15 protein-coding genes are annotated in these 15,616 nt (G+C 61.0%); 8 read left to right on the top strand and 7 right to left on the bottom strand.

Features of this window, described 5'->3' with window-relative positions; translation table 11 throughout:
• The first annotated feature begins 81 nt into the window (after positions 1–81).
• Positions 82–756 (top strand): DNA-3-methyladenine glycosylase I, encoded by a 675-nt coding sequence (locus tag ACYZTM_RS07280; RefSeq protein ID WP_131060335.1) that lies wholly within the window; start codon positions 82–84, stop codon positions 754–756.
• A 90-nt stretch (positions 757–846) separates the two neighbouring features.
• On the opposite strand, the gene ACYZTM_RS07275 is transcribed toward ACYZTM_RS07280, so the two are convergent.
• From ACYZTM_RS07275 to arsC, 3 genes are read right to left on the bottom strand one after another with little or no spacing between them, the layout of a single operon-like run.
• A complete protein-coding gene (locus ACYZTM_RS07275) occupies positions 847–1,272 on the bottom strand; it encodes a DUF2069 domain-containing protein (protein WP_131060336.1) in 426 nt (141 codons plus the stop codon).
• A 1-nt stretch (position 1,273) separates the two neighbouring features.
• Positions 1,274–1,870: an NAD(P)H:quinone oxidoreductase gene (wrbA, locus tag ACYZTM_RS07270; protein ID WP_109633953.1), complete on the bottom strand. Its 597-nt coding sequence runs from the start codon at positions 1,868–1,870 to the stop codon at positions 1,274–1,276.
• Positions 1,867–2,220, bottom strand: coding sequence for an arsenate reductase (glutaredoxin) (arsC, locus tag ACYZTM_RS07265; RefSeq protein ID WP_131060337.1), 354 nt, complete (start codon positions 2,218–2,220; stop codon positions 1,867–1,869). Before arsC ends, wrbA begins: the two co-directional genes overlap by 4 nt.
• 114 nt (positions 2,221–2,334) lie before the next feature.
• Between arsC and ACYZTM_RS07260 the strand changes: the two genes are divergently transcribed.
• Positions 2,335–2,802, top strand: a complete 468-nt coding sequence (locus tag ACYZTM_RS07260) for a TlpA disulfide reductase family protein (RefSeq protein WP_131060338.1) — start codon at positions 2,335–2,337, stop codon at positions 2,800–2,802.
• Between the two features lie 184 nt (positions 2,803–2,986).
• Here ACYZTM_RS07260 and ACYZTM_RS07255 read toward each other — a convergent pair whose 3' ends face one another.
• Positions 2,987–3,391 carry an META domain-containing protein gene (locus ACYZTM_RS07255; protein ID WP_131060339.1) on the bottom strand — a complete coding sequence of 135 codons (405 nt, stop codon included), beginning with the start codon at positions 3,389–3,391 and terminating at the stop codon, positions 2,987–2,989.
• Positions 3,391–3,825, bottom strand: a complete 435-nt coding sequence (locus ACYZTM_RS07250; protein WP_131060340.1) for a hypothetical protein — start codon at positions 3,823–3,825, stop codon at positions 3,391–3,393. The genes ACYZTM_RS07255 and ACYZTM_RS07250 overlap by 1 nt, the downstream gene beginning before the upstream one ends.
• Before the next feature lie 133 nt (positions 3,826–3,958).
• Here ACYZTM_RS07250 and ACYZTM_RS07245 point away from each other — a divergent pair, with 133 nt between their 5' ends.
• Complete coding sequence (locus tag ACYZTM_RS07245) at positions 3,959–4,360, top strand: hypothetical protein (protein ID WP_461987873.1); 402 nt, start codon at positions 3,959–3,961, stop codon at positions 4,358–4,360.
• 5 nt (positions 4,361–4,365) lie between these two features.
• On the opposite strand, the gene ACYZTM_RS07240 is transcribed toward ACYZTM_RS07245, so the two are convergent.
• Positions 4,366–5,355 (bottom strand): 2-hydroxyacid dehydrogenase, encoded by a 990-nt coding sequence (locus ACYZTM_RS07240; protein ID WP_461987871.1) that lies wholly within the window; start codon positions 5,353–5,355, stop codon positions 4,366–4,368.
• 80 nt (positions 5,356–5,435) lie between these two features.
• Positions 5,436–8,189 carry a response regulator gene (locus tag ACYZTM_RS07235; protein ID WP_461987869.1) on the bottom strand — a complete coding sequence of 918 codons (2,754 nt, stop codon included), beginning with the start codon at positions 8,187–8,189 and terminating at the stop codon, positions 5,436–5,438.
• Positions 8,190–8,403: 214 nt separating this feature from the next.
• Here ACYZTM_RS07235 and ACYZTM_RS07230 point away from each other — a divergent pair, with 214 nt between their 5' ends.
• From ACYZTM_RS07230 to relA, 5 genes are all read left to right on the top strand, one after another.
• Complete coding sequence (locus tag ACYZTM_RS07230; RefSeq protein ID WP_131060344.1) at positions 8,404–9,126, top strand: response regulator transcription factor; 723 nt, start codon at positions 8,404–8,406, stop codon at positions 9,124–9,126.
• Positions 9,113–10,537, top strand: coding sequence for a histidine kinase sensor domain-containing protein (locus tag ACYZTM_RS07225; RefSeq protein ID WP_461987867.1), 1,425 nt, complete (start codon positions 9,113–9,115; stop codon positions 10,535–10,537). Before ACYZTM_RS07230 ends, ACYZTM_RS07225 begins: the two co-directional genes overlap by 14 nt.
• A 455-nt stretch (positions 10,538–10,992) precedes the next feature.
• The gene (gene cysM / locus ACYZTM_RS07220; RefSeq protein WP_131060350.1) at positions 10,993–11,895 is read left to right on the top strand and encodes a cysteine synthase CysM; all 903 of its coding nucleotides are present in this window, start codon (positions 10,993–10,995) and stop codon (positions 11,893–11,895) included.
• Positions 11,895–13,247, top strand: coding sequence for a 23S rRNA (uracil(1939)-C(5))-methyltransferase RlmD (rlmD, locus tag ACYZTM_RS07215; protein ID WP_461987864.1), 1,353 nt, complete (start codon positions 11,895–11,897; stop codon positions 13,245–13,247). The genes cysM and rlmD overlap by 1 nt, the downstream gene beginning before the upstream one ends.
• 122 nt (positions 13,248–13,369) lie before the next feature.
• Complete coding sequence (gene relA / locus ACYZTM_RS07210) at positions 13,370–15,613, top strand: GTP diphosphokinase (RefSeq protein WP_131060352.1); 2,244 nt, start codon at positions 13,370–13,372, stop codon at positions 15,611–15,613.
• The last annotated feature ends 3 nt before the right edge of the window (positions 15,614–15,616 follow it).

The following is a 15,616-nucleotide window of genomic DNA, read 5'->3' as shown; positions in this document are numbered from 1 at the left end:
ACATCAACGTTGAATGACACACCGCTATCGCGAGCAGGCTCACTCTACATTTGTTTTTTGTTTCAACCTCCAGGAGAGGGCATGCGCGATTACAAGTGGCTGCACGAATACTGTCTGAACCGCTTCGGTTCAGCGGCTGAACTGGAAGCCCATCTGCCCGTTCCCAAGACCCCGGCGCAATTGCGCAAGATCAGCGACGACCGCTACCTCTCGACCATGGCACTGCGCGTGTTCCGCGCCGGGCTCAAGCACAGCCTGGTGGACGCCAAGTGGCCGTCGTTCGAAGAAGTGTTCTTCAAGTTCGACCCGGAAAAGGTTGTGCTGATGAGCGCTGAACACCTTGAACGCCTGATGCAGGACGCGCGGATTATCCGCCATCTGGGCAAGCTCAAGAGCGTGCCGCGCAATGCGCAGTTCATCCTGGACGAGGCGCATGAGAGGGGCAGCTTCGGCGCGTTGATCGCCGATTGGCCAGTGACGGATATCGTCGGGTTGTGGACGTACCTGAAAAAGCGCGGCCATCAATTGGGCGGGTTGTCGGCGCCGCGCTTCTTGCGCATGGTCGGCAAGGACACGTTTGTGCCGAGTTACGACGTGGTGGCGGGGTTGAATGCGCAGAAGATTGTCGACAAGGTGCCAACCAGTCTACGGGACCTGGCGTTGGTGCAGGATGTGTTCAACCAGTGGCATGAACAGAGTGGCGGGCGGGCGATGAGCCAGATTTCGATGATGCTTGCGTACACAGTGAATCATTAACACCGAGTCGATCCCTTCGCGGGCAAGCCTCGCTCCTACAGGTACGGTGGTGCCGTTGTAGGAGCGAGGCTTGCCCGCGAAGGCGTCAGATCAGGCGACGGAAATCTCACCTTCGCCTGCAAGTTTGCGATTCAACTGAAACCGCCACCGCACATACAACAGCGCCGAACAGAACACCGCCAGGCTAGCGCCCATTTCCAGCAAGCCAAACAGCTGCCGGTTCGGGTCATACGCGGCCAGTGCGCCCTTGATGAAATACAGATTCACCACAAAACACATCCACGAGTGCCCACGTGCGCTACCGATGATCATCCCCGGCGCCAGCAACAGCAGTGGCACCAGTTCGATCAGCAAAATCACCCATGGCCGCGCGCCGTGCAGGTCGGCAAATACCAGGTAATAGGCGCACAGCAGCCCCACCAGCCCGAAAAAGCACAGCAGGCTGATCACCCGCATCGCCCGGACCCGTGGTTCGAGCCATTGGATCGAGGGCAGAATCTTCGGCTTTTTCGCCACGTCAGTTCCCCAGTTTTTGCGCAGTCTTCGCCAGACGCAGGCCCAACGCCCGGCACAGCGCGACTTCATGTTCATTCAAACCGCTTTTGCCATCCGCCCCGGCGTGATGACTCGCGCCATACGGCGTGCCGCCGCCACGGGTTTCCAGCAGGGCTGATTCACTGTAAGGCAGGCCGGTGATCAGCATGCCGTGGTGCAGCAGCGGCAACATCATCGACAGCAGCGTGGTTTCCTGACCGCCGTGCAGGCTCGCGGTGGAGGTGAACACCCCGGCCGGTTTGCCCACCAGGGCGCCCGTCAGCCAAAGATTGCTGGTGCCGTCGAGGAAGTACTTGAGCGGCGCCGCCATGTTGCCGAACCGGGTCGGGCTGCCCATGGCCAGGCCTGCGCAGTTCTTCAGGTCGTCGAGGCTGGCGTACAGCGCGCCTTCGTCGGGAATGTCCGGCGACACGGCTTCGCATTCGGTAGAGATCGGCGGGACCGTGCGCAGACGCGCTTCCATCCCGGCCTGCTCGACGCCTCGGGCAATCTGCCGGGCCATCTCATTGGTCGAACCGCTGCGGCTGTAATACAGAACCAGAATGTACGGCGCACTCACGGCAGCAACTCCAGCACGTTCTCCGGCGGACGGCCGATGATGGCTTTGTCGCCGACTTCGAGAATCGGTCGCTCCATGAGTTTCGGATTGGCGGCGATGGCAGCGATCAATTGCGCCTCGCTCAGACTGCTGTCGGCCAGATTGAGGGTTTTGTACTCATCCTCGCCGGTGCGCAGCAGTTGCCGGGCGCTGATGCCGAGCTTGGTCAGCAGGCTCTGGATTTGCGCGGCGTCCAGCGGGGTGTCCAGGTAGCGGACCACGGTCGGGGCCAGGCCACGGGCTTCCAGCAGTTCGAGCGCACCGCGGGATTTCGAGCAGCGCGGATTGTGATAAAGCGTCAGATCGGTCATGTGCGGGTCGCATCTTGCGTAAGGTGGCGGCTATTCTAACTGTGCAGCGCGCAATCCAGAACCTCGGGAGGCGATGGGTCGCAGGCGCATTCAATTTTGAACAAGGATTACGACATGACAAGACGACTGGCAGCGGCATTGGCGATCATGGGTACGTTGATGCTGGGGGGCTGTGGCAACGACTATGGCATCGACCAGAACGGCCACAAAGTCGCCGCCGAACGTCTGGACAAACAATGGGTGGTGCTCAACTACTGGGCCGAATGGTGTGGCCCGTGCCGTACCGAGATCCCGGAGTTGAATGCGCTGGCCGATCAGCTGAAGGACAAAAAAATCGGTGTGTTCGGGGTCAATTTCGACAATGTGCAGGGGGAAGAGCTGAAAAACGCCAGCGAGAAACTGGGGATCAAGTTCACCGTACTGGCGTCGGACCCGGCGGATCTTTTCGAGTTGCCACGCAGCGAGGCGTTGCCAGTGACGTACATCATCGATAACAAGGGCAAGGTGCGCGAGCAGTTGATGGGTGAGCAGACCGCGGCAGGGGTGATGGCCAAGCTGGAGGCGTTACAGGCGCTCAACTGACTGCGTATGGCTCTTGTTGTTAAGAAGCTTCTATGGTGAGGGGCTTTTGTGGCGAGGGGATTTATCCCCGTTGGGTTGCGCAGCGACCCCAAAAATGGGACCGCTGCGCAGTCCAACGGGGATAAATCCCCTCGCCACAAAAGCTCCTCGCCACAGGTATTCACTTGGCCAGAGGCCGGGGTTATCAACCCTCTTCAAGCCACCAACGCAACGGCTTGCCTTCCGCCGGCCAGAAGCGCATCTGCTCGATCGGCGAAACATCCCAGCGCTGCACATTTTCCAGGGCCTGCATGAAGCGTTTTTCCTGCTCCATCACGGCCGGCGGGCACATTTTGCGGGTGCTGCCGATCTTGCCGAAGCTCAGTTTGTCGCCTTCCAGCGTGTACGGCGCAAACCAGTGGTTGCAGCCGCCATTGCCGTAAGCCCGGCCGTCTTCACCAAGAGTAATGGTCAGGTGGCTGTAGTCCATCAACGGACGTTCGCCGATCCATTCCAGAATGTAGCTGCGGTTTTGTTGCAATTTCACCGGCTCGGCGGCGCAGCCCAGCAGGCTGGCACCGACCAGGGCGGTCAGGGCGAGGCGTTTCATCACGCGGGCTCCTGGCATTTCGGGCACAGGTGCTTCTCGCCAACGGTGGTCCAGCCCAACTCGGCAATCCGCGCGGTGGCGGCAGGCTTTTCAGCCTTGTTGCCCAGTTTGGCGTCGACTGCGAACTCGAAGCTCAACTCTTTGGCGCAGCTGTCGCAATTGACTTTCCAGGTGTGGATCGCCAATTCGCCGAACACCGGACCACTGGCCACCGCGACCCATTGGCCGGGCGGGTTGATCAGGTGGCGAACCGTTTCCACGGTCAGGCGCATGGACAAGTCCTTGGCACCCTTGAGGGTCACGACCAGCACGTCATTATTACGAATCGAGCCGCCGTTGCCGGTGACTTGATAACGCCCCGGCACAAGGGCGCGGCATTCGGTGAGGGTGTGTTGCGGGTTCATCAGGTTATAGCGGAAATCGTGTTCGACCATGGGTCCTCCAAATATGCGCGGTATGCTATCACGGGCCTGCACGCAGCATGGCGTGGGCAGATGACCTTCGATCTGGTTCAAATCACCGGCCGACTCATGGCACACTGCCGCTTTTGCATCTCAAGGAACGGACATGGCGTTAATCGAATGTTTTGAGTGCAAGCAAAGCATCAGCTCCATGGCGCCTGCTTGCATTCATTGCGGTGCACCGGCGGGAACGGTGCAAGCAACCACTTCGACGGCAGCGCCCTTGCAGGCGCCGCTTTCTTTCGGGCGTTTGCCAGAAGATGCGAAAGTCGCCAGGGTGATCCCGGCCGCGTTCGGACGTAAACGCAAAACCGAAGTTCCGGCCGAAACGGCGGCGCCGATGGCCGCCCCCAACGGCGTGCGCCCGGTGGAACTCTGGCTGAAGCTGATGATTTTCTTTCTGCCGCCGTTCTTTGTCTGGTTCCTGCTGCGTCGCGGGCATTCGCTGGGGCAACGCTTGTTGGGGTTCGGCTGGCTGGGGCTTATGATCCTCTTGTCCAAGGCCTGATCGAGTCAGCCCTCGACCCGATTCTGCGGTGTGCCGGCGGCCCAGGCGGCGATGTTCTGCAGGGTCGTCGTGGCAATCGCGTCCAAGGCTTCGCGGGTCAGGAAGGCCTGGTGCGCGGTGATGATCACGTTCGGAAAGGTCAGCAGCCGCGCCAGCACATCGTCCTGCAACGGCAGGTCGGACCGGTCCTCGAAGAACAGCTGCGCCTCTTCTTCATAGACATCCAGCCCCAGATAACCCAATTGGCCGTCCTTCAGCGCGTCGATCAGCGCCGGCGTGTCCACCAGACCACCACGCCCGGTGTTGATCAACATCGCGCCGGGCTGCATGTGCGCCAGTGACTCGCGGTTGATCAAATGTTTGCTCTGCTCGTTGAGTGGGCAGTGCAGGCTGATGATCTGCGACTCGGCGAGCAGCTCCGGCAAGCTCAGGTAACGAGCACCGAGGGCTTCGACTTGCGGATTAGGGTAGGGGTCATAAGCCAGCAACCGGCAGCCGAAACCGTTCATGATTTTCGCGAAGGTCGCGCCAATCTGCCCGGTGCCGACCACGCCGACAGTCTTGCCCACCAAGTCGAAACCGGTCAGGCCGTGCAGGCTGAAATCACCTTCGCGGGTGCGGTTGTAGGCGCGGTGCAGTCGCCGGTTGAGCGCGAGGATCAGCGCCACCGCGTGTTCGGCCACCGCGTGCGGCGAGTAGGCCGGGACCCGCACAATCGAGAGCCCCAACAGCTTCGCCGCCTCCAGGTCGACATGGTTGTAGCCGGCCGAGCGCAGGGCGATCAAGCGTGTGCCGCCCGCGGCCAGACGTTCCAGCACCGGGGCGCTCAGGTCATCATTGATGAACGCGCAGACCACCTCGTGAAATTCCGCCAATGCCACGGTATCGAGGCTCAGCCGCGCCGATTGAAAGTGCAGCTCGATACCGGCGGGCAGCTCGGCGTCGAGAAAGCTGTCGCGGTCGTAGGTCTGGCTGCTGAAAAGAATCGTGCGCATACGGTCCTCCTGGATAACTCGGTCACGATTACAGAATCCGGTGAGTTTAGCGGTTATGGTTTGGGCACCATTGCGCTGCATCAAGCGTTTATTCGGGCGTGGGCGGCCAGGCGATTGATCGCCCGGTCGAGTTCTTCCAGGGCGCCGGGGGCTTTCGGGTCCAGTTGCTTGAGCAGGGTTTCGCTGCGCTGGCAGGCGGCACGCAGTTGCGGGACGCCGCAATAGCGGGTCGCGCCGTGCAGGCGGTGGACGCGCTCGATCAGGGCGTTCTGGTCATTGATTTCCCGGGCCAGACGAATCGCCTCGCGGTCGGCTTCCAGGGAGGCCAGCAACATCGCCAGCATGTCGGCTGCCAGATCGGCTTTGCCGGCGGCCAGGCGCAAGCCTTCGTCGTGGTCGAGCACCTGCAACTCATGTGCGCCGCCATGGCTGTCGCTGGAGCGCTTCGGCCCGTGATTGCGCAACGCCAGGCCGGTCCACTTCAAAACCACCTGGGCCAGTTGCCGTTCGCTGATCGGTTTGGTCAGGTAGTCGTCCATGCCGCTTTGCAGCAGCGCGCGTTTTTCGTTGGCCATGGCGTGGGCGGTGAGGGCGACGATCGGCAGTGGCGTGCAATGCCGCTCGCTTTCCCACTGACGAATCGCCTCGGTGCTCTGACGCCCGTCCATGCCGGGCATTTGCACGTCCATCAACACCAGGTCAAAGGTCTCGCTTTGCACCGCTTTCACCGCCGCGTAACCGCTTTCGACCGCGAGCACCTTGGCGCCCATGTCTTCGAGCAGGGTTTGCACCAGCAACAGGTTGGCCGGGTTGTCGTCGACGCACAGCACCTTCGGCGCGCGGCTGGATACCGGTTCGCCGGGTTCGTTGCGCTGCTGGCGCGGGTTGACCAGGTCGGACAAGGCCCGGCGCAACTTGCGGGTGCAGGCCGGTTTGGCCTGGAGCTGGCTGTGTGGGTTGGGCACCGAAAGGTGGAACAGCGTCTGTTCGGTGGTCGGGCACAGCACCAACACTTTGCAGCCCAGGTGTTCGAGGTCCCAGATGTGCTGGTTGAGGCGCTCCGGTGGCATGTCGTTGCTGGTGATGCCGAGCACCGCCAGGTCGATCGCCTGATCGGTCTGATGCGCGCCGGTTACGCAATTGGCCAGGCTTTCCAGGGTATTGAACGGCGTCACGACCAGGCCGCAATCTTCCAGTTGATGCTGCAAGGCCTGGCGCGCCAGTTCATGGTTTTCCAGCACCGCCACGCGGCGCCCGAGCAGCGGTGGGGCGGGAAGGTCTTCGGCATCGTCACGGGTCTTGGGCAGGCTGAGACTGATCCAGAACTCCGAGCCTTCGCCCGGCGTGCTGTCGACGCCGATCTCGCCACCCATCTGCTCGATCAGCCGCTTGGAAATCACCAGCCCCAAACCGGTGCCGCCGGGCTGGCGGGACAGCGAATTGTCGGCCTGGCTGAACGCCTGGAACAGGGCGCGCACGTCCTGGTTCGACAGGCCGATGCCGGTGTCCTGAATGCTGATACGCAGTTGCACGCTGTCTTCGTGTTCTTCTTCAAGCATGGCCCGGGCGACGATGGTGCCTTCGCGGGTGAACTTGATCGCGTTGCTCACCAGGTTCGTGAGGATCTGCTTGAGTCGCAGCGGATCGCCCACCAGCGACAAAGGTGTGTCGCGATAAACCAGGCTCACCAGCTCAAGCTGTTTGGCATGGGCGGCCGGGGCGAGGATGGTCAGCGTGTCCTGCAACAGGTCGCGCAGGTTGAACGGAATATTGTCGAGCACCAGTTTGCCGGCCTCGATTTTCGAGAAGTCGAGGATCTCGTTGATGATCCCCAGCAGGCTGTCGGCAGACTTTTCGATGGTGCCCAGATAGTCGAGCTGTCGCGGGGTCAGCTCGCTTTTTTGCAACAGATGAGTGAAGCCGAGAATACCGTTGAGCGGCGTGCGGATTTCATGGCTCATGTTGGCCAGGAACTCGGATTTGATCCGGCTCGCTTCCAGGGCTTCCTTGCGCGCCAGGTCCAGCTCGATGTTCTGGATCTCGATGGTTTCCAGGTTCTGGCGCACGTCTTCGGTGGCCTGGTCGACGCTGTGCTGCAATTCTTCCTGAGCGTTTTGCAACGTGCCGGCCATGCGGTTGATGCCCGACGCCAGCTCATCCAGCTCCTGACTGCCAAGGGGGGGCAGGCGGGTTTCCAGATGACCGTCCTTGAGTTGCGCCACCGCCAGTTTGATCTGGCTGATCGGTCGATTGATCGTACGGCCCATCCGCAAGGCGAGCAACGCCGCACCGGCCAGGCCCGCGCCAATCAGCAGCAGGCTGGCGAACAGGCTGCGGTAACCGCGCAGCAACATGCCGCTGTGGGACAGTTCGAGCTCGACCCAGCCCAGCAGGCGCTCGGCTTCATCAGGTATCAGGTCACCGGCCAGGTTGCGGTGCTTGCCGAACACCGGCAGCAGATAACGCGTCGCATCGTTGCCACTGCGGCGCAGCATCTGCGAGCCATTGCCCATCGGTGCCGGGTTGAGCATGGTCGGGCCGGCGTGGGCCACGGGCGTGCGGTCGGGGGCGAGGAAGGTCACGGCGCGCACGTCTGGTGTTTCCAGCGACTGAGTGGCGATGCGCTCCAGCAACTCATTGTCTTTGTGACCCATGGCCGGGGCCACCAAGGGCGCGAGCTGTTCGGCGATCATCTCGCCGCGCTGCATCAGTTGGGTTTGCAGGTCGGATTGCTGCGTCCAGGTGAAATAGCCGCCCAGGACCGCCGCCATCAGAGTGGTCGGCAACAGGGTCAGCAACAGCACGCGGCCTTTAATTCCCAGTTTCTTGAGCACGCATCTCTCCTGCATCCAGCTATTGATTGACCTGCGCGTGCGTCCGGCACGTGCCACCGGGCCAGTGTAGCGATTTGCAGGCAGGCAATCTTCGTAAAATTGATGTCGTCATTCGTCGGATGGATCGCCGCTTTTGCGCCACGGGCAAACCTTGGGTTGCCCATCGTCAGGCAATCTTGAATAATCGCCAACTGAGAATTATTTGCAGATACTCATGACTCCCATTTCTGTTGGCCATCCCCGAATCCTCTCCATCGAAGACGACCTCGTCCTCGGTGCTTATGTGCACGAGCATTTGGGCCGTTGTGGTTTTCAGGTGACCTGGTGCCAGAACGGGCAGGAAGGCCTGGACATTGCTCGTCAGCAGTCCTTCGATGTGGTGCTGATGGATATTTTGCTGCCCGGGTTGAATGGGCTGAACGTGCTGACGCAGTTGCGCCAGAGCCATTCCACCCCGGTGGTGCTGATGTCAGCGCTGGGCGCCGAGGCAGATCGCATCAGCGGTTTTCGCCTGGGGGCCGATGATTACCTGCCAAAACCCTTCAGCATGGCCGAGTTGCGCGTGCGCATCGAAGCGATCCTGCGCCGGGTGGCGCTTGACCGTCGGCCAGAGCCGGCAGCGGTGGCGTCCCCCATCGATAGCCTGCGTTTCGATGATGAGGTCTGTGAGGTTTTCTATGGCGAACACGCCGCCGGCCTGACCCGCAGCGAGTATCGACTGCTGGACACACTGAATCGCAATGGCGATGAAGTGCTGAGCAAAGCCTTCCTTTATCAGCACGTGCTGCAACGCGGTTTCGCCCCCCATGACCGCAGCCTCGATATGCACATCAGCCAGATCCGTCGCAAACTCAAAGGCATCGGCTACACCGAACGGGAAGTGCGTACGGTCTGGGGCAAGGGTTACGTATTGAGTGCTGGCGATGAAATGGTCTGACCTGCCGGGCCGGCACTCGCTGTTCTGGAAACTGGCGTGTTTGCTGGTGGCGTTCTGTCTGCTGATGATCTGGCTGAGCTGGTCCTGGGGCCGCTACATGGAGGAACGAAACCAGTTCCTGTCGGATCAGGCCCGACGCACGCTGGTGGGGTATGCCACCGAGGCCGAACAGGCGTGGCGTCAGGGCCATAGCGAGGGTATCGATGCCTGGCTGCAAGGTATGAAACAGCGCGAGACAGGCTGGGTTGGCGTCATCGGCGGTGATTTACAGTCGTTGAGCAGCCTGCCGCTGACGGACAAGGAAATCGAACACCTGACTTTTCTGCGCGGCCTGGATTGGCCTATTCACAAGAAACGTCTGCCGTGGCTGCGCGTGCCGTTCCCCGGTGATTCCTACGCCGGCAATCTGGTTGTCGAGCTTCCAGAGCGCTTCATGCCCGGACAATACCGGGTGTTCTGGCGCGTGATCACCAACGGCATCATCCCGGGACTGTTCACGCTGTTGCTGTGCGTCGGTCTGTATCGGCTGTTGGTCGTGCCGTTGAACAGCCTGCGCGAACAAGCCAACGCCTGGCGTGCCGACCAGTTGAGCGTGCGAGTGTCGAGCAGCACCACCAACCGGTCGGATGAACTCGGTGAACTGGGTCGGGCGTTCGATCACATGGCCGAGCGACTGCAAAGCACCGTGGCCCTGCAACAGCAATTGCTGCGCGATTTGTCCCATGAACTGCGTACACCGCTTAGCCGTCTGCGGGTTGCCAGCGAAAGCGAGCAAGGGCTGGCGCAGTTGCGCGAGCGCATTGGTCGAGAAGTCGATGGCATGCAGCGGCTGGTAGAAGACACGCTGCAACTGGCCTGGCTCGACACCGAGCGCGGGCCGTTACCCGACGAAGCGATTCAGGTCCAGGCGCTGTGGGAAATGCTCACGGAAAACGCCTGCTATGAAAGTGGCTGGCCGGCGAGTCAGTTGCAGTGTGCGGTGGATTCGTCGTGCTGGGTGCGGGGCAATCTCAACACCTTGGCGCAGGCGCTGGAAAACATTCTGCGCAATGCCATTCGTCATTCCCCAAGTGGCGGTATCGTACGGCTCGGTGGTCAGCGCGATGGCGACTTCTGGCATTTGTGGCTGGAAGAAGAGGGCGGCGGGGTGGCTGAAGCGGATCTTGAGCGGATCTTTTGTCCATTCATTCGGCTCGATGGATCACGGCCGGGAAATGGCGGGTTCGGGTTGGGGTTGAGCATTGCGCGGAATGCGGTGAAGCGTCAGGGCGGGAGTCTTTGGGCGCAGAATACCGGGTTGGGGTTGCGGTTGAATATGAGGCTGGTGGCTGAGATTGATGGCGTCTTCAAAGACGCTATCGCGAGCAGGCTCACTCCCACAGTGGATGTGTGCCGACCAAAAATCGTCTGATCAACCCCGGTCCCTGTGGGAGTGAGCCTGCTCGCGATAAGGCCCATCGCGTCACCATCACGAAAAAGTCTCACCGCTGGTGAGACAATTTTCCTGGACCCAACCACCGTCGGATCTATAAGACCTGTCACGCTGAAGTGAAAGTCGCACCACCGGTGCGACAATTCGGTGGTCGAGCGACCTGATCATTTTCTCCCAGTGCAAACCTTGTTTAAAGCCGCGCTGTTCGGGCGCAGCGACGTCCAACCGGCAAAAGTGTCAGCGCCGCTGACACAAACCCGCCCGCTCGGCGCGAGCATTGTTCAGCTAGTATTTTTTTGAGCTGCTGCCCATATCTATATCGCGCAAACAGCCGCTTATTCCCATAAGCCATAAGCACCACACTTTGCGTGATATGGCCTGCGCGGGTTTGCCGGTATGATAGGCGCCCCCGCAGTCTGGATTGCGAATACGCCATGACCTTGCAGTACCCAACCATCGCCGATTGCGTCGGCAACACTCCGCTGGTCCGTTTGCAGCGCCTGCCTGGCGCCACCAGCAATACCCTTTTGCTCAAGCTCGAAGGGAATAACCCGGCGGGTTCGGTCAAGGACCGGCCGGCGCTGTCGATGATTACCCGCGCTGAATTGCGCGGGCAGATCCACGCCGGCGATACGCTGATCGAAGCGACCTCGGGTAACACCGGTATCGCGCTGGCCATGGCTGCCGCGATCAAGGGTTACAAGATGATCCTGATCATGCCGGACAACTCCAGCGCCGAACGTAAAGCCGCGATGACGGCCTATGGCGCCGAGCTGATTCTGGTCACCCAGGAAGAAGGCATGGAAGGCGCGCGCGACCTCGCTCAGCGCATGGAAGCCGAAGGCCGTGGCAAGGTGCTGGATCAGTTCGCCAACGGGGATAACCCGGAAGCGCACTACACCACCACCGGCCCGGAAATCTGGCGCCAGACCGAGGGCACCATCACCCATTTCGTCAGTTCGATGGGCACCACCGGCACCATCATGGGCGTCTCGCGCTACTTGAAAGAGCAGAACGAAAGCGTGCAAATCATCGGTCTGCAACCGATGGAAGGCTCGGCAATTCCGGGCATCCGTCGCTGGCCGCAGGAATACCTGCCGAAGATCTACCAGGCCGAGCGCGTGGACCGGATCGTAGACATGGCGCAAAGCGAAGCCGAAGACGTGACCCGTCGTCTGGCTCGCGAAGAAGGTATCTTTTGCGGCGTGTCCTCGGGCGGTGCTGTGGCCGCCATGCTGCGCCTGTCCCAGGAAGTTGAAAACGCGGTGATCGTGGCGATCATCTGCGACCGTGGCGACCGTTACTTGTCGACCGGCATTTTCGACGCGCCCAACTGATGGCCAAGCAAGAGAGAGGCCTGCGCTTCCAACCCACCGGTGGCAGCAAGGCCCCGCAAATTCCGACCGGCAAAAAGCAGCGCTTGAGCATCGAGCGCCTGGCCAATGACGGTCGCGGTATCGCGTTTTTTGAAGGTCGCACCTGGTTCGTCATTGGCGCATTGGCCGGTGAAGAGATCGAGGCGCGTGTGTTGGGTGCCCACGGCAAAGTGGTCGAGGCGCGCACCGAACGTGTGTTCCAGGCCAGCGAATTGCGTCGTCCGGCGCCGTGTCCGCATGCCGGTCGTTGCGGCGGTTGCAGCGTGCAACATCTGCCGCACCACGAACAACTCGCCCTGAAACAGCGCATGCTCGCCGAGCAATTGTCGAAGGTCGCCGGTGTTGAACCCGAAGAATGGGCTGCGCCGTTGAGCGGTCCGGAATTCGGTTACCGGCGTCGCGCCCGAGTGGCGGTGCGCTGGGACATGAAGGCGAAAAAGCTCGAAGTCGGTTTCCGCGCGGCGGGCAGTCAGGACATCGTGGCCATCAACGAATGCACGGTGCTGGTACAGCCCTTGCAGCCGATCATGACCCGCTTGCCGGAAATGCTTCGACGCTTGAGCAAACCTCAGGCACTCGGGCATGTGGAATTATTCGCCGGATCGTCGTTGGCGGTTTTGCTGCGACACATGGCGCCGTTGTCCGACGCCGACCTGACGATCCTCAAGGATTTCTGCGCGTTCCATGAAGCTCAGCTGTGGCTGCATGGAGATGGCGAACCACAACCGGTCGAAGCCGATCAGTCGTTGGGCTATCGACTTGAGCAGTGGGATTTGAACCTGGCGTACCGGCCGGGGGATTTCATCCAGGTCAATGCCGGGGTCAACGAAGCGATGATCGCCCAGGCGCTGGACTGGTTGAAGCCGACAGCGGATGAGCGCGTTCTCGATCTATTCTGTGGGTTGGGTAACTTTGCTTTGCCCCTGGCCAAAGCCGTTCGCGAAGTGGTGGCGGTCGAAGGCGTACAGGCGATGGTCGAGCGGGCAGCCGCGAACGCCGCTAGCAACAATCTTCATAATGCGAAGTTTTTTCAGGCCGATTTATCCCAGCCTTTGACCGATGCCGAATGGGCGCGCGAAGGCTTTTGTGCGGTACTCTTGGACCCACCGCGTGACGGTGCTTTCGAGGTGGTGCGCAAGCTGGCGTCCCTGGGCGCCAAACGGTTGGTGTACGTGTCGTGCAACCCGGCAACGCTGGCGCGCGATACGGCTGAATTGATCAAGCAGGGCTACCGGTTAAAACGTGCCGGGATTCTCGATATGTTTCCTCAGACGGCACATGTCGAGGCCATGGCGTTATTTGAAGCGAGCTAGGACGGCTCGTCTGGTCCGACTGGCCGCCCGTGCAGCTCTCGCATTAGCCCCGTGAGGGCAATCGGGCCATGAAGGTCAGCGATTTGACGCATTGAATCTGCGTCGTAGGGAAGGTAAGCAAGATGGTACAGGTGAGAGCACACCAGCCGATCAACACCGACGGCAGTATCAATCTCGAGGCTTGGCTCGATCATGCGGTCAGTGTCGATCTGGCACTGGATCGCGAAGCCTTGAAGGAAGCGTGCGAGTTCGCTCGCGTGTCAGAACAACAAGCCAATGCGGCGAAGAATCTATGGTCCGAAGGGACCTCGAGTTTCCGCACGGGCCTTGAGATCGCCGAGATTCTCGCCGACCTCAAACTGGATCAGGATTCGTTGGTCGCGGCGGTCTTGTACCGCGGCGTGCGCGAAGGCCAGATCGAACTGCCGGCAGTCAGCCAGCGTTTCGGTCCGGTGGTCGCCAAACTCATCGACGGCGTGTTGCGCATGGCGGCGATCAGCGCCAGCCTCAGCCCTCGTCAATCCTTGGTGCTGGGCACCCAGGGCCAGGTCGAAAACCTGCGCAAAATGCTTGTGGCCATGGTCGACGACGTTCGCGTCGCGCTGATCAAACTGGCCGAACGCACCTGTGCGATCCGTGCGGTGAAAACTGCCGACGACGAGAAGCGCAATCGCGTTGCCCGTGAAGTCTTCGACATTTACGCGCCGCTCGCTCACCGTCTCGGTATCGGTCATATCAAATGGGAACTGGAGGATTTGTCCTTCCGTTACCTCGAACCCGATCAGTACAAGCAGATCGCCAAGTTGCTCCACGAGCGGCGTCTGGATCGCGAGCGCTTCATCGCCGACGTGATGAGCCAGTTGAAGAATGAGCTGACCGCCACCGGCGTCGATGCCGACATCAGCGGGCGCGCTAAACACATCTATTCGATCTGGCGCAAAATGCAGCGCAAGGGTCTGGAATTCAGCCAGATCTACGACGTGCGTGCCGTTCGCGTGCTGGTGCCGGAAATGCGCGACTGCTACACCGCGCTCGGTATCGTCCACACCCTGTGGCGGCACATCCCGAAAGAATTCGACGACTACATCGCCAATCCGAAAGAGAACGGCTACCGCTCGCTGCACACCGCGGTGATCGGCCCCGAGGGCAAGGTGCTGGAAGTGCAAATCCGCACCCACGCCATGCACGAAGAAGCTGAGCTGGGCGTTTGCGCGCACTGGCGCTACAAGGGCACCGACGTCAAATCCGGCTCCAATCACTACGAAGAGAAAATTTCCTGGCTGCGTCAGGTCCTCGAGTGGCATGAAGAGCTGGGTGACATCGGCGGCCTGGCAGAACAGCTGCGGGTCGATATCGAGCCGGACCGGGTCTACATCTTTACCCCGGACGGTCACGCCATCGACTTGCCGAAAGGCTCGACACCGCTGGACTTTGCCTACCGCGTGCACACCGAAATCGGTCACAACTGCCGTGGCGCGAAGATCAACGGGCGCATCGTACCGCTTAACTACAGCCTGCAAACCGGTGAACAGGTCGAGATCATCACCAGCAAGCACGGCACCCCGAGTCGTGACTGGCTGAACTCGAACCTGGGTTACATCACCACCTCGCGAGCGCGGGCGAAGATTGTTCACTGGTTCAAATTGCAGGCGCGCGATCAGAACGTCGCCGCCGGCAAAACCTTGCTCGAACGCGAACTCACTCGCCTCGGTCTGCCAGCGGTGGATTTCGACAAGCTGGCCGACAAGGCCAACATGAAGACCGCCGAGGACATGTACGCCGCGTTGGGTGCCGGCGATCTGCGCCTGGCACAACTGGTGAACCTGGCGCAGCAACTGGTCGAGCCGGAACGCGGCAACGAGCAGCTGGAACTGATCCCGCGCAAAGCCACCGGCTACAAACCGGGCAAGCGTGGCGACATTCAGATCCAGGGCGTCGGCAACCTGATGACGCAAATGGCCGGCTGCTGCCAGCCGTTGCCGGGCGATGCCATCGTCGGTTACATCACCCAGGGCCGTGGCGTGAGCATTCACCGTCAGGACTGCGCCTCGGTGCTGCAACTGGGCGGGCGCGAGCCGGAGCGGATCATCCAGGTCAGCTGGGGCCCGGTGCCGGTGCTCACCTACCCGGTGGACATCATCATCCGCGCTTACGACCGTTCCGGTTTGCTGCGTGACGTCTCGCAAGTACTGCTCAATGAGCGGATCAACGTGCTGGCCGTTAACACCCGCTCGAACAAAGAGGACAACACCGCGTTGATGTCCTTGACCATCGAGATTCCGGGCTTGGATGCACTGGGGCGGTTGCTGGGTCGAATTTCCCAGTTGCCGAACATCATCGAAACCCGCCGTAACCGGACTCCATGAAAC

Source organism: Pseudomonas sp. MDT2-39-1, assembly GCF_054898085.1.
This window is presented reverse-complemented; position numbering and strand designations above follow the sequence as displayed.